The organism is Paenibacillus sp. 79R4 (genome assembly GCF_013393165.1).
In the GTDB taxonomy this organism is placed as follows: domain Bacteria; phylum Bacillota; class Bacilli; order Paenibacillales; family Paenibacillaceae; genus Fontibacillus.
Window position 1 is genome coordinate 97,251 of record NZ_QJOT01000004.1, and the last position, 15,011, is coordinate 112,261.

Below are 15,011 nucleotides of genomic sequence, written 5' to 3' on the forward strand. Positions count from 1 at the left end.
TTTGACTTATGATGTCGGGCAACTGACAACAGCCCCGGCCACCATCAGACGAAATATTAGACGTCCAAAACTCACAAAAGTTGCGATAATATGCCAATTTTCTTATTTTGCAAAATACAAAAAAATAGTTTCCGAGATTCTCGGAAACTATTGCTATCAGAATTTGGGACGATCATCTAATAATTGGATGGTCTAAGTCAACATGCCCCATCAGCGACTCAAGCTGCTCTCCATCCACCGTCACTTCGATGCTCTCCACCTCATCGAATTGGAACATCGTCTTCTTCAAAGCTTCGATCGCAAGCAATTCTCCACCAGCACCAAGCCTCGCCTCAGGCGGAAGTGTAATATCAATCACGAGCTGCCCTTTTGAGAAATCTAACGCATTCAGTTCAACCTTATCCCACAGCGATATCAATCCCTCATCGGCCATCTGCAGAGCTTTAAAGGCTGTCTCATACTTATCATTTGCATCAGTATATGTGATTTCACGCTTAATCGGCTTCAAATCCATAATATCCTCATCGGTAAAATACACCGTTATATCAGCCTGCAATTGCTCCGGGGTGCCCGGATCGGTAATCCCGCTCTGGCCGTTCTGCCCGGCATCGTCCCCACCGCCATTTGAATCCGGAGTCGCAGCTACCGGGTCCTGGATTGATGAGGTTTCATTTCCTTGCGGCGAAGTCCCCGGTTTCTGTCCACAACCAACAGCCGCGATAATTAATATTGCCAGCAATCCTGAAAGCCATAATTTCTTCATCCTACATTCCCCCTTTGGGACTTACGCATTTTCAAATATCTAAGTGAATAATTACAGTCCTAAATATTCCTTAATACCTGCAACGATTCCCTCGGCAACATTTTGCTGGAAATCCTCAGTATACATCAGAGCTTCATCCTTATCATGACTCAAATACCCCACCTCAAGCAACACCGCAGGCATCTTTGTCTCTCTCGTAACATGAAGACTGCTGTAGCGCACCTTACGATCAGCAAGCCCTGTCGCCGCTACCAAATGCTTATGCATAACATTTGCTAAAGGGATACTCTCTTCTCTAGTATAGTACGTCTCGGAGCCGCTAGGGTTAGCGGGCGGATCAATGCTGTTCCCATGAATTGATATAAATATATCCGCATTCAGGTCATTCGCTAGCTTGGCTCTGTCCTGCAGGCTTACTGTGATATCAGTTGTTCTCGTTAGAACGAAATCGATATCCGGCTCTTGTTCCAGCAGAGCTTGTACTTTTAACCCGACCGCCAAGGTGAAATCCTTCTCCTGCTTCTTGCTCTTGCTTATAGCCCCTGGTTGAGTCCCGCCATGGCCAGGATCAATGACAACGATTCTCTTTCCGCTGCCACCAACAGGGGGCGGTGTAACTCCCGTAGATTCCGTCAAATCTATAGTGATCAGCCCAAGTCCATCTCTAGTAACCGAAAATGGGCTTGGTGCCTTGAGATCAAGCACGATGCGAACCGTATCGGGATTACGGGTAAATAGAGCATAGCGAATCTGAGATACGCTAGGATGATCCGTAACAGCAAATTCCCCGCGCATGGTATCATCCAGCGGCAAGGCACTTGCGAACTGTTCGGAGAAAGAGGTCTGCGGCAGATCGATGACGATCCGATCAGGCCCGTCCATTTTGAACACACTTGGCTCAATATCGCTAGAAGCCGAAAGTTGCAGACGATTATCGCTGAAGCTGATCCCATTCAGCATCGCATGGGGAGCTGAAGGGACAGCGCTTCCTCCATTGTTTGAATTACCTTGCTGCGGAACATTCTCCGGAGTCCCGCCCGCTTCATTAGGATTCGAAGCGGATTTGCCTCCTCCGACGCCCGAACCCGATCCGCCGTCAGGACTATGTAAATGAGCCGATTTCGTCTTATTATCCCAGCTTACCTGAAGCCCCATCTCTTCGCCTACGAAGCGAAGCGGGATGAGGGTAGTATTATTCTGCAGAAACGGTGCCGCCTTTAGAGGGATCTCCCGATCCCCGGATTGTGCCAGCTTCTCGCCAATTACGAATTTAAGAGTAATGTCAGCCTGAGAGACCATAACGCTTCCTGTCTCCTTCTCCCACGTAACATCGTATCCAAGTCCCTCCAACACAACGCGCAATGGTACCATCACATTCCCATCAACGATGCCGGCCTGCGCCTTCTCAGGCTGCGCCAACTCGTGACCGTCAAGGTAAATATGGGTGCTGACCGGGGATGCCGCCTGGCTGATTCCCGGAATAGCGAACAAACAGAGCATGAACAGTACTATGAACCTCAATTTCTTCATCATCTTATCCCTACCATTCTCGTAATTTACCGCGAGGTCGCAGCAAGTGCGAGCAGCACCAACAACTTCTGCAGCAAGATCTGACAAAGCAAATTTCCGGCATCCGACATTCCATCACACGACATCCATCCGACCTACGACAAATTCCTGACAACCGTCCGACAAACCAATAATCAATAACCGCACAGTTTGCTAATAACTTCCATGATATCAGATAATAGCGTTTTCTGATAGACTCCTATTTCATAGAATGACAAATGCATACAAAATTCATAACGAACTTCTCATGAAGAAAGTTTCATGTTGGAGGGTATTCTTACCCAATCCACTTGTCGTTAAATTCGGGGCATTCTATTAACATAAAAAAGCCGACTCCCTTCTTCTCCGGGATGGAGGGAAGGGGAATCGGCTATCGCTGGAATGATCAGCTTAAGCGAATTTGCGCTGCTCGTAGGCCGTGATCAGTTCTTCATGCTGCAGTGTCAGACCGATATCGTCCAGCCCTTGCAACAGAAATTGTCTACGGTGCTCGTCAAGATCAAAGGAGAGGCTTAGCCCGAACTCATCAGTAATCGTCTTGCTCTCCAGATCGACGCTCAGCTTGTAGCCTTCATGCTGTGCTGTGCGCTGGAACAGTTCCTCCACTTGCTCCTCCGACAATTTAATCGGCAGAATACCGTTCTTGAAGCAGTTATTATAGAAAATATCCGCAAAAGAAGGTGCAATTACACAACGGAACCCATAGTCAAGGATCGACCATGGCGCATGCTCCCGGGAGGAACCGCAGCCAAAATTGGCACGGGAGATCAGAACCGATGCGCCGCTATAACGCGGCTTATTGAGTTCGAACTCCGGGTTCACATTGCCTTCTGTGTCGAAGCGCCATTCATAGAACAGAAATTGTCCGAATCCAGTACGCTCAATACGCTTCAAAAATTGCTTTGGAATTATCGCATCCGTATCCACATTCACCCGGTCTACCGGACCAACGATACCCGTTACTTTATTAAATGCATCCATGATAATGCTCCCCTCTTACTTATAGTACATGTTCAAAAAATTCGATTTCCGCACCGAGTTTGAACAAACTATTTTAGCTCACGATTTCGCTGTTGACATTCCACTCACGTACATCCACGAAGCGGCCTTTAATCGCCGCAGCTGCAGCCATTGCCGGAGAGACGAGGTGAGTTCTGCCACCGCGGCCCTGACGACCTTCGAAGTTGCGGTTCGAAGTAGAGGCACAGCGCTGACCTGGCTGCAATACGTCCGGGTTCATCGCCAGGCACATGCTGCATCCAGCTTCACGCCATTCAAATCCGGCTTCAGTGAAGATCTTATCCAGTCCTTCCTTCTCAGCCTGCAGCTTCACGCGACCGGAACCCGGCACAACGATTGCCGTAACTTTATTGGACACCTTGTAACCGCGGGCGATTTCCGCTGCTGCACGCAGGTCCTCAATCCGACCGTTCGTACAAGAACCGATAAACACATAATCGATCTCAATTTCTGTCATTGGGGTGCCTGGAGTAAGCCCCATATACTCAATCGCCTTTTCGGCTGCTTTGCGCTCATTATCTGTAGTAAATTCAGCCGGATTAGGTACAGTTGCATTCACATTAGTACCCATTCCCGGGCTCGTTCCCCAAGTTATTTGCGGAACCAATGAATCCACGTCAAATTCAACAACACGATCATACGCAGCACCTTCGTCCGTGTTCAAAGCAGACCAATCAGCTACCGCGCGATCAAAATCCGCTCCTTGCGGTACATGCTCGCGTCCACGCAAATAGTTGAAGGTCGTCTCGTCAGGTGCGATTAATCCCGCTCTTGCTCCGGCCTCGATCGACATGTTGCAGACCGTCATCCGCTCTTCCATTGTAAGCGAGCGGATCGCTTCACCGGTATACTCAATAACATAACCCGTTGCAAAATCGGTTCCGTACTGGGCGATGACGCCGAGAATCAGGTCTTTGGCTGTAACGCCCGGCTTACGCTTGCCGACGAAACGTACTTCCAGCGTCTTCGCCTTCGCTTGCTGCAGACATTGGGTTGCCAAAACATGCTCAACCTCGCTCGTGCCAATCCCGAAAGCCAGCGCACCGAAGGCGCCATGTGTTGAAGTATGGCTGTCTCCGCACACGATCGTCTTGCCCGGATGTGTCAAGCCAAGCTCAGGTCCCATAACATGAACGACACCTTGGTCGATCGTATCCAGATCATATAGCGTAACACCGAATTCCTTACAGTTCTGCGACAGCGTGTCGATTTGCTGCTTGGAGATAGGATCAGTAATATTGTAACGGTCCTTCGTAGGAACGTTATGATCCATGGTTGCGAATGTCAAATCCGGCCGACGCACCTTGCGTCCATTCAACCGCAAGCCTTCGAAGGCTTGCGGTGACGTTACCTCGTGAACGAGATGCAAATCGATGTACAAAATGCTAGGTTTGCCTTCTTCCTGATAAATTACGTGATTGTCCCAAATTTTCTCATACAACGTTTTCTTTTGGTTGCTCATTAAAATTCACCCCACACAAGGATTCGAACATTGAACAAGTCAGCTACGGCACTTCTGCCACTAGCCAGCGACTTGTATATTGAAATCAATATATCACTTAATTCTTCATTGTTCCAAGATATTATAACTATAATGATGATAGGTTTAACCTATAAGCAAGGACTGGATAAAACAGGTTAATCTGCATTTGAGCAGTGGTTGAGAGGAAGGTTCTTAGGCGTAAGGGAGTTACCAATTGCTAATGACTTCTAAATGAAACTGAGGATCGTCTTGGAACGGATAGGAGCAGGTTGCTAAGGAATTAGGAATCGTCACTTGTGCAGATATGGGCTGTCCTGACTTCGAACCAAACTCAGGATTCCTATTAGTGCGGATAAGATCCATCCTGATTGCTAATCAAACTGGTTATCGCTATTAATGATAAGTGCCCATCCTGGTTGCTAATGAAATTGAGGAACGCTATATTAGTGCTAATAAGTACTATCCTATTGCTAACGAAACTGGGGATCGTTATTAGTGCCGATAGAGTCTGGCCTATTGCTAACGAAACTAGGAATCGCCACTAGTTCTATATGGGCTATCCTGACTTAGAACCAAACTCAGAATTCCTATTAGTGCTGTTAAGAGCCATCCTGATTGCTAATCAAACTGGTTATCGCCATTGGTGCTTTTAAGAGCAACAAAACTAGGGATCGATATTGGTGCTTTTAAGAGACATCCTGACTTCTAACGAAACTAGGGATCGCTATTAGTGCTAATAAGGGCCCTCCTGATTTCTAACGAAACTGGGGATCGTTATTTCACCAAATTAATGGCTTTCAGACTGAATTTAGCCCAATTAACGTTATGGTGTTTCGTTAAAAATAAATTATCGTGGTTTATGGCGAAATAGCGATATGGTGTTTCGTTACAATCATAAGCGCATAGGCACCTGGAAAATCAAAACAGGCACCCCAACGGATGCCTGATAAAAGTTTCAAAGTCTACTTAAAATCAATTCCCATCACATGATCCAGCGGTACGGGGCCGATGCTGCGGCTGTCATTGCTATGATTGCGGTTATCGCCCATCACAAAAACATCACCTTGCGGGACGTCCCAGGATTGAGCCGGACCCAGGTTCATTTGTTCTTTAATGTAAGGCTCGCTGAGCTGAACCCCGTTGCGATACACATAGCCGTCCTTAACCTCGATCGTATCCCCCGGCAGTCCGATAACTCTCTTGACATAAAAAATTTCATTATCCGCTTGGCCGGAAAATAGATTAATGATCGGATGCTCTAATAAATCGTCCATAAAAGTACGGCTCCGGTCCACGCGACTGTCTACAATAACGATATCTCCATACTTAGGCAGCTTATCTAGCGTATGCTTGATCTTCCAGGCATAGATCCGTTGACTGTCCTTCAGCGTAGGCTCCATGGAATGTCCATCCACTTTATAGGGTTGAATCACGAAAATTCCAATTAATATGCTAAGCACAAATCCAATGATGATTGAAATGCCCCAGCCTCGAACCTCTTTCCATACTTTTTGCACACAAAATACCTCCCATGAGTTCTACTATCCCTATTATACATAGAATGAATCGCCTATAACAAACATGATCGACATTTATTACCGGAACAGGATATTCTATCTGACTAATCAAGCCTATATATCATATAATAGTTATAGGTAAAACAAATAAGACAGCAAATCCGCACAACGCTAAATCTATAAATCAGGAGAGATATCGGATGGAACTAAGACAATTGCAATATACCCTACAAATTGCTGAGGAGAAAAATTTCTCGCGGGCGGCCGACAAGCTGCATATCGCCCAGCCTTCGCTAAGCCAGCAGTTATCGAAACTGGAGCAGGAGCTCGGTGTCAAATTGTTTCAGCGCAATACTAGTACGGTGGAGTTGACCTATGCTGGAGAAAGCTTCATTGAGCATGCCCGAAAGATAATGGATGCCGTGAAGGAGCTGCGCCAGGAAATGGACGATATCTCCCAGCTTCGCGCCGGCCGCGTTGTCATCGGCAGTATGCCGATTACCGGCTCGCATCTGCTTCCGTATGTACTGCCCGCGTTCAAGGCCGCTTATCCGGATATTGACATCGTACTGCGAGAAGACACTTCGCTCCATTTAGAGAAGCTGACGGCTGGCGGCGGTACGGATCTGAGCCTGCTCTCTCTGCCGCTGCAGGAGCCGACGCTAACCTATGAGCCGATTGGCGAGGAGCCAGTCGAACTGGCGGTCCCCCCCCAGCATCCGCTGGCAAGCAGGGCCGGAGAACGCGATGGAATCCCATTGACGGAGTTGAAGGATGAGCCTTTCATCGTCCTGAAGAAAGGACAAGGCTTCCGAAAAATGACGATAGATCTGTGCCGTCAAGCCGGCTTTGAACCCAACGTCGTATTTGAGAGCAATAATATAGAAACCATCCAGTCTTTAGTGGCTGCCGGGATGGGAATTACACTCGTCCCCCACTTCATAGCGAGAGCCCGGCGCAGTGAGCTGATTCCTGTATATCTACCGTTGGCCGCCCCGCAACCTAGCCGGACACTCGTGATCGCCTATCGTAAAGGACGCTATTTATCAAAAGCCGCGGAGGCCTTCATCGAGACATTTAAGCAAACGCTGGCAGAACGCTACAATTCATAAGCCGACGGTCGACGATCCTTGAACACGGGAATCCGTTCTCGCACCTGCTGGACGAGGGTTAAATCGAGATGGCCGGTAATGATCCCCTCTGCCTCCCCGCCCTCGGCGATCCACTCCCCCCACGGATCAATGATCGCCGAATGTCCGAAGAAATGGTCATCGCCATTTCTCCCTGTCGTATTGCAGGCGATCACATACATTTGATTCTCGATCGCCCGCGCGGTCAACAAAGTGCGCCAGTGCTGCAGTCGTGGGTGCGGCCACTGGGCCGGCACGAACATAATCTGCGCCCCATTCAGCGACAATGTACGAGCCAGTTCGGGGAAGCGGATATCATAACAGATCGCCGCCCCGGCTCTTATCCCGTCCAATTCAAAGGTAACCGCCTGATCTCCTGCCGCCAGGTACTTGTCTTCATGCATCAGCCCGAACAAATGAATTTTGGAATAGGCCGCGACTTCCTCGCCCGTCCGATCGAAGACCAGCATCGTATTATATACCTTATTTCCTCTCTTCTCAGCTATGGACCCGGCAACGATATGAACCTTGAATTTGCGTGCAAATTCTGAAATCCAGCGCCGGCTTTCCCGCCCCTCTGGGTCGGCAAGCTCCTCCATTTGCTCAAGCGCATACCCCGTATTCCACATTTCAGGCAGAACGATCATATCGGGCTTTAAGGCGGCTTCCGCAGCCTGCTGTATTTTACTTTGCAACATTTCCCGATTTCGATCCGGCTTCCCTGCCATGATGTCCGTTTGAATTAGAGCCATTTGCCACTTGGTCTTAGCCTCCACTTTTTTATCCCCCTTATATAAGGAATCTGCCAACAAAGCAATCCATGATTCTATCAAAATAAAGCCCAATCACTCTTCTCTGGGCGAATGCATAGAATACTCCATCAATCTCAACCGGAAGGATGGAGAGAACATCGTATGTCGATCTCCTACATGGATTATACCTCACCTAATGTCCAATTTACTTATGACTTGAAGAACAACCCGTTCTTTAAAAAAGACAATCAGAATTATATTAATGTCCTGTCAATCAATCAGTTGAATACGCTTGGGGACAACTCACTGCTCGATATATTCCTTAGCAATGGCGGGACGGTAGAGCCCCATTATCATCAAAATGCTTCCGAATTAGTCTATTGTATTGCCGGCTCGGCTGTCGTCTCACTAATCAATCCTTTCACGAGCCAATTGTTGCATTTTCCAATCAGACCGGGTCAGGTTGCCAATGTGCCGCAAGGCTGGTGGCATTATGAAATTGCAACGAGGGATAACACCCATCTGTTAGCCGTGTTTGATGCACCGATTCCTGAGGTTATTTTTGGTTCGGATATTCTCAGATTAACTCCTGCCAATGTGCTTGCCGACACGTACTGTCTGAATGAAGCCGAGGTCAAAGAGACGTTGGCTCCTATCACTTCAACCGTCATTGTTGGCCCGCCCAAAGATTGTAAACCTACTGGCCCTTCAAGCTCTTCAAACAATCAGAAACGAAGCACCCCGCCCACACAAACGGTACAATTCCAGCAGGTGCCAGGCTCAACTCAACAACACGCAGAACGAGCCAGGTCTCAGTGGAGCCAGCCAAACCAAGCTAACGGCGTTCCGGAACTTTCTCAACCCGTCACTCCCAGGTTCCCCTCCCCATACCAGACTATGCCGCAGCAAATGCAGACCTATCCGATATCAGTTAGGCCTGAATGGACAGTAATGGCAAGCAGTTATCCGGCCTATGGAAATCCGCAAGCAGGACAACAATCGCAGCAAGCAGCCCCGCCCCCATTCCCGACTTATCCGGGTCTCCCGATGCAGTCATTCCCACGCTAAACGGTAGTAAGATCATATACTCTACTCCAGACATAAATAGAAAATAGCTGCAAGTGAGCAGCTTTTTTCTATGTTCAAGTAAAGTAATGCTCTCTAGTGAAGTATAGAGCTAGTAGGCTAACTACAACGTAGAGGCGGAGGCTAAAGGGCTTGCAGGTGCATCCCAGGAGGAGCCCGGTCTGTGCTCTACCTCTAAAGACTTCGGGTGACCGGATCAAGCAGCCAACACATATCTACCATGATTACAAGTCCCACAGCCAGCAATCACTGTTGAATCCACCGCGATTCCCCTCAGACTGCCGTCACCCGGACGGTCGAGCGGCATCACCTTACCGCTTATAGCTGAGGACGCTTCGCAAACAGTACCCAGACTTTTCTCCGCACGCCTTCTTGCAGCACTAATGACCCTGATTTTTCCAATCGTCAATAGACCCTTCAAAGAATATCACATCCGTAAAATCTAAGTGTGTTCAGGAACAGTTTGGCCAGCGCTTCTTTTCAAGCCCGGCGACACATGGTATTCTAGCATTAACAAGAAAACCTCTCCCGGATATTCTCCGGAGAATGACCGACTACATACGTAGAATATATAAACGTGTTGACGGGACCAAGTACAAGAGCGATGCGAACCATAGAGAGCAGATTCCTCGGCTGCAAGAATTTGCACTTCGCACTCTTCGAAACCTACCCCCGAGCGGCCGCTCGTCAAGAGCGGACAGCGCCCCTGTTACCGGGTAATCAAGTTGGATGAGCAATCATCAATTAAGGTGGTACCGCGGAAGTGAAACTTTCGTCCTTTGCAAGCAAAGGCGGAAGTTTTTTTGTATATTAACTTATCTTTGGGAGTGAACTCCATGCTAAGACGCATCGTTGTCAAAATAGGCAGCAGCTCATTAACCTCTTCGGAAGGGGAATTAAACCGGAAAGCAATCGACTTCTTCTCCTCCGAGCTGGCTGCCCTGAAAGCTGAAAATTATCAGATTCTGCTCGTCACCTCCGGAGCGGTCGCAGCGGGATTCCGCGAGATCGGATATGCCGAGCGGCCGAAGCTGCTGCATGAGAAGCAGGCCGCGGCAGCTGTCGGCCAAGCGCTGCTGATGCAGAACTATCGCGAGGCCCTGACTGTACACGGCGTATCAGCCGCACAAGTTCTGCTGACACGCTCCGATTTTCAGAACCGCAAGCGGATGGGCAACGCCAGCATGACGCTGGAGGAACTGCTTGGCCGAGGCGTCCTCCCCATTATCAATGAGAACGATACGGTCTCTATCGATGAATTGAAATTCGGTGATAACGATACGTTATCCGCCCTGGTCGCCAATTTGATTAAGGCCGATCAGTTGATCATCCTGACGGATATGAACGGATTATATACGAAGGATCCGCGTATTGATCCGTCAGCTCGGCGTATTGACCGTGTGCAGGAAATCGATGATGACATTTATAAAATCGCTGGCGGTGCCGGAACAGCTGTCGGAACCGGCGGCATGCGCTCCAAGATCGATGCGGCCAAGATCGCCTCGCGCGGCGGGGTTCCTGTCTTCATCGGCAAGATCAATCAGCCGGGGCAACTGGCGCAAACTGTAAACGGGCAGGGACAGGGAACCTACTTCGAAGCCAATGACTCGGCGCTGCCGCGCAAGAAGCAATGGCTTGGCTTCCTCTCGATTCCGATCGGCACACTGACGGTCGATGCCGGCGCAGAGGAAGCGCTGATACATGGAGGGCGCAGCCTTCTGCCAGTCGGGGTACGTGAATCGACCGGACATTTCCAGGCCGGGGATGTCGTGGAAGTAGTGAACCCCGACGGCGAGGTTCTAGGGCGCGGCATTGTGAACTATGATGCTGATCAAATGCAGGACATCATGGGTTTGCCCAGCTCGGAGGTGGTGAAGACGATGAACAGCGTCCATCGTCTGGAGGTTATACATCGCGACGAGTGGATTTCATTGAAAGCTTGATCATCATATATAAATACTGAGGAGGTATTTCAAATGAGTGAAGTGAGACAGAAAGCACAACTTGCAGGCAAGGCCTGCTCCGCCCTGAGCGGACTGACTACCGCGCTGAAGAGCGAAGCGCTGCTTGCCGCCGCCAATGCGCTGGTGGAGAACAACGAGGCGATCATTGCCGCCGACCAGGAGGATCTTGACCGCGGACGCGACAATGGAACCAATGAATCTCTGCTCGATCGGCTTGCTCTGAATGAACAGCGCATCGAAGCTATCGCAGAAGGATTGAGACAAATTGTCTCGCTTCCGGACCCCATCGGTGAATTGCTGGAGACATTTGAACGCCCAAATGAATTGCATATTGCGAAGCGCCGCGTTCCCCTCGGCGTCATCGGAATGATCTATGAAGCGCGGCCAAACGTGACGGTTGATGCCATCGGCCTCTGCCTGAAGACGGGCAACGCCGTTGTCCTCAGAGGCGGATCAGCGGCCATTGCCTCTAACCGCAAGATCGTCGAGATCATTCATGAAGCATTGGATTCGACGTCTATTCCGCGCGATGCGGTGCAATTGATCGAGGATTCCAACCGTTCCTCGGTGGACGAGATGCTGAAGCTGAATGGCCTGCTTGACGTCGTTATTCCTCGCGGCGGCAGCTCGCTTATCCAGAACGTTGTCAACAACGCCACCGTTCCGGTCATTGAGACAGGCGCAGGCATCTGCCACACTTATCTGGATGCCACCGCAGATGCAGCGATGGCGACAGAAATTGCGCTCAACGCCAAGGTACAGCGCCCTTCCGTGTGCAACTCGATGGAGACGATGCTCGTTCATCAGAATTTCGCCGCTGCGCATCTGCCTGCTTTGGCGCAGCGCTTCAGCGAAGCAAACGTGGAGCTCAGAGGCTGTGAACAGACAAGAGCTCTCGTCGATTGGGCTAAACCGGCAACCGATGAGGATTATGCCACTGAATACAACGACTATATTCTTAACGTCAAGATCGTCAAGGATCTGGATGAAGCGCTGGCCCATATCGCCCGCTTCAGCACGAAGCACTCCGAGTGCATCGTAACCGAGGATCTGCAGCATGCCGAACGCTTCCTGCAGGAAGTAGACGCGGCTGCTGTCTATCATAACGCCTCCACTCGTTTCACGGATGGCTTCGAATTCGGCTTCGGCGCCGAGATCGGCATCAGCACACAGAAGCTGCATGCCAGAGGTCCGATGGGGTTTCCAGCCTTGACATCAACCAAATATATCATTCACGGCAATGGTCAAATCCGTGGATAATGACATGGGCTGCAGCCGTGTTGTCCAATTTCAATCATAGATTGACATCGGATAATCATAGCTATGATTAATAGGAAATCTCTCTTCTTCTGGACAGAACGTTTAACAATGATATGGAGTTGTCAGGCTCAGCGCGGCTAAATGGATCTATCTGCTAGGTAACGGAAATACGGTACGTTATGGTTGCTGAAAAGCGAGTTAAGACAAATCTAACGGAAATTGGGGACCTTATTACAAAACAATAATACTAAAATCATCTGTTGGAACAGCGAATAGCGGAACCTATTTCCGTTACTTTTCCGAAAGGCCTGAAATTTGCAATATAGCGGCTGTCTGTTCCGTTAGAGGTCGGAAATCAAGTCCAAGCTACGCTGATGCTGCTCCTCCGCTTTACTTAGCCCCACTTCGGGCATACTTAGACAATATCAATCCAGTAATCCACAGTGGAGGTCATACCATGGTCACTAACGAAAACAAAAACTCTTTGAAGCCAGGTACGATCAGCTTTTATGGCGCAGGTTCCATGGCTGAAGCGATCGTCCGCGGACTCATTCATAAGCAGGTAGCCAAGCCTACCTCGATATCGATGCTGAATCGCAGCAATCAGGAGCGTCTGGCCTATCTGACGAATCAATATGGAGTGGTCACGAGCAATCAGGAGGAACAAAAGAACCAACTGTTGGAAGAAGCTTCAATCATCGTGCTAGCGATGAAACCGAAGGACGCCAAAGACGCGATTACTGCGATCGCTCCTCACCTCTCGGAGAAGCAGCTGCTCGTCTCCGTTATCGCCGGCTTATCCATCGAGACGATTCAGCAGCTGCTTGGCTTCGCCGCCCCGATCGCCAGAACGATGCCGAACACTTCAAGCTCCATTGGTTACGGGGCAACTGGGATCGCCTTCTCTGACGAAGTCAGCGAAGAACAGAAGCAGCAGGTGCTGACGATGTTCGAAGCGGTCGGAACCGTCTCGGTCATTCCGGAAGAGAAGATGGAAATTCTGACCGGTGTTTCAGGCAGCGGCCCGGCTTATGTCTACTTCATGATGGAAGCGATGATCGCTGCCGGGATTGAGGGCGGACTGTCGCCAGAGCAAGCGCGGGAATTAACGATACAGACCGTGCTCGGCGCGGCTGTCATGATGCGCGAGACCGGCGAGGAACCGGCCAAATTGCGCGCAGATATTACATCTCCAAATGGCTCGACCCAGGCCGCATTGGATGTTCTGCGTGAGGGCGGTTTTACAGAAGCGGTTAAAGCCGCCGTCCGCAGAGCAGAGGAACGCTCGCGTGAGATGGGGCAAGCTGTGAAGGACACATTGCAATAAGCTGCTCCGGATGACTGGCAGCTTGCCGGATCTGCAAGGCCAAGCCAGTTCCAGGCTTGTGCTAAGGAATGGCCGAACCCTGAAGTCGGCTAGATGATGCTGTCCTGGCGGATCGGGCCAGCTTCAGGGTATTATGGCCAGCAGGAATACATAAACGCTGGCTACTATGCATTCACTTCAAATCAGCTAGGGCCTTGGCGCGCAGACAGCTATGCGTGCAGGCCTATATTGGATCCTGCGAGTTAGAGGAGAATGGCACTTTAAGGAGGGACATTAGTCCATGATGGCCTTTGCACAAATTGCCTTGGAAGAGAAGCAAGCCAGGCTTGCCGAGCTTAAAGAAGTGAAAGAACTATTGGCTGCCAAGGGCTGGTTCCCGGGTACAAGCGGCGATTTATCCGCTCGTGTCGGCAAGTATGCGCCAGACGAATTTTATTTTGCGATCACTTCCCGTGGCAAGGATAAAGCGATGCAGCACACACCGGAGGATTTTCTGTTCGTTGACGCTGGGGGCAATGCTTGTGAGACAACCTCTCTTAAGCCAAGCAGGGAAAGCTTGATCCACGCTAAAATCTACCGAATGACCGGCAGCAGCGCTATTTTTCATGTACATACAGTGTTTAATAATTTGATTAGCGAAGTTTACGGAGATCAGGGATTTATTCCGGTTCACGGCAACGAACTGATCAAAGAGCTCGGAATCTGGGAAGAGCGTGCAGCGATTGAAATTCCCGTACTGCCTAATTATGCAGATATTCCTTCCGTCGCCAAGCTGGTGCCCGGAGCGATCCATCCCGATATTCCCGGTTTCGTATTGCGAAATCATGGCATTTATGCCTGGGGCAGCAGCATTCTTGAAGCCAAACGGCACCTGGAAGCCTTTGAATTTATGATCGAGCTGGAATATCGACGCCTCGCCCTGCTTCGATAATCGCTATCAAGCACCTCTTTTTTTTAGCGGTACACAACTGTAGATACATCTTTACATAACTTCGAAGAAAATAGGCAAAGAGGCTTGCCCTTTGTCCCATCTGTATAGCTAACAGAACAGCCCTCGCTGGATGACTCCCAGCGAGGGCTGTTCTTGCTGTTATACAGGTATTCATTGGAACTAGGCGAAGCTTCTCAAGGACAATTCGT

At 49.7% G+C, this 15,011-nt stretch carries 13 protein-coding genes; 6 read left to right on the top strand and 7 right to left on the bottom strand.

Going from position 1 to position 15,011, the window contains the following annotated elements; all coding sequences use genetic code 11:
• Positions 1-172: 172 nt before the first annotated feature.
• The 5 genes from DMN77_RS06315 to lepB form a co-directional block, all read right to left on the bottom strand.
• Positions 173-763: a GerMN domain-containing protein gene (locus DMN77_RS06315; protein ID WP_179014059.1), complete on the bottom strand. Its 591-nt coding sequence runs from the start codon at positions 761-763 to the stop codon at positions 173-175.
• 51 nt (positions 764-814) lie between these two features.
• Complete coding sequence (locus DMN77_RS06320) at positions 815-2,296, bottom strand: N-acetylmuramoyl-L-alanine amidase family protein (RefSeq protein ID WP_306294235.1); 1,482 nt, start codon at positions 2,294-2,296, stop codon at positions 815-817.
• A 426-nt stretch (positions 2,297-2,722) separates the two neighbouring features.
• A complete protein-coding gene (gene leuD / locus DMN77_RS06325; RefSeq protein ID WP_068781676.1) occupies positions 2,723-3,313 on the bottom strand; it encodes a 3-isopropylmalate dehydratase small subunit in 591 nt (196 codons plus the stop codon).
• Between the two features lie 73 nt (positions 3,314-3,386).
• Positions 3,387-4,814: a 3-isopropylmalate dehydratase large subunit gene (gene leuC, locus DMN77_RS06330; RefSeq protein ID WP_068781677.1), complete on the bottom strand. Its 1,428-nt coding sequence runs from the start codon at positions 4,812-4,814 to the stop codon at positions 3,387-3,389.
• Positions 4,815-5,797: 983 nt separating this feature from the next.
• On the bottom strand, positions 5,798-6,352 hold the full coding sequence (gene lepB / locus DMN77_RS06335) for a signal peptidase I (protein WP_068781678.1): 555 nt from the start codon (positions 6,350-6,352) through the stop codon (positions 5,798-5,800).
• A 200-nt stretch (positions 6,353-6,552) separates the two neighbouring features.
• On the opposite strand from lepB, the gene DMN77_RS06340 reads away from it, so the two are divergent.
• Positions 6,553-7,464: a LysR family transcriptional regulator gene (locus DMN77_RS06340; protein WP_068781679.1), complete on the top strand. Its 912-nt coding sequence runs from the start codon at positions 6,553-6,555 to the stop codon at positions 7,462-7,464.
• Here DMN77_RS06340 and DMN77_RS06345 read toward each other — a convergent pair.
• Positions 7,452-8,234, bottom strand: coding sequence for a carbon-nitrogen family hydrolase (locus tag DMN77_RS06345; protein ID WP_179014301.1), 783 nt, complete (start codon positions 8,232-8,234; stop codon positions 7,452-7,454). The genes DMN77_RS06340 and DMN77_RS06345 overlap by 13 nt on opposite strands.
• 162 nt (positions 8,235-8,396) lie before the next feature.
• Between DMN77_RS06345 and DMN77_RS23780 the strand changes: the two genes are divergently transcribed.
• Complete coding sequence (locus tag DMN77_RS23780) at positions 8,397-9,302, top strand: cupin domain-containing protein (RefSeq protein WP_256872270.1); 906 nt, start codon at positions 8,397-8,399, stop codon at positions 9,300-9,302.
• 214 nt (positions 9,303-9,516) lie between these two features.
• On the opposite strand, the gene DMN77_RS06355 is transcribed toward DMN77_RS23780, so the two are convergent.
• The gene (locus DMN77_RS06355; RefSeq protein ID WP_148466627.1) at positions 9,517-9,741 is read right to left on the bottom strand and encodes a hypothetical protein; all 225 of its coding nucleotides are present in this window, start codon (positions 9,739-9,741) and stop codon (positions 9,517-9,519) included.
• Between the two features lie 415 nt (positions 9,742-10,156).
• Here DMN77_RS06355 and proB point away from each other — a divergent pair, with 415 nt between their 5' ends.
• The 4 genes from proB (at position 10,157) to mtnB (ending at position 14,802) form a co-directional block, all read left to right on the top strand.
• A complete protein-coding gene (proB, locus tag DMN77_RS06360) occupies positions 10,157-11,263 on the top strand; it encodes a glutamate 5-kinase (protein WP_068781680.1) in 1,107 nt (368 codons plus the stop codon).
• 33 nt (positions 11,264-11,296) lie between these two features.
• The gene (locus tag DMN77_RS06365; protein WP_179014061.1) at positions 11,297-12,544 is read left to right on the top strand and encodes a glutamate-5-semialdehyde dehydrogenase; all 1,248 of its coding nucleotides are present in this window, start codon (positions 11,297-11,299) and stop codon (positions 12,542-12,544) included.
• A 457-nt stretch (positions 12,545-13,001) separates the two neighbouring features.
• Positions 13,002-13,871 (top strand): pyrroline-5-carboxylate reductase, encoded by an 870-nt coding sequence (proC, locus tag DMN77_RS06370; protein WP_179014063.1) that lies wholly within the window; start codon positions 13,002-13,004, stop codon positions 13,869-13,871.
• Between the two features lie 283 nt (positions 13,872-14,154).
• Complete coding sequence (gene mtnB, locus DMN77_RS06375; protein WP_068781820.1) at positions 14,155-14,802, top strand: methylthioribulose 1-phosphate dehydratase; 648 nt, start codon at positions 14,155-14,157, stop codon at positions 14,800-14,802.
• Positions 14,803-15,011: the final 209 nt, after the last annotated feature.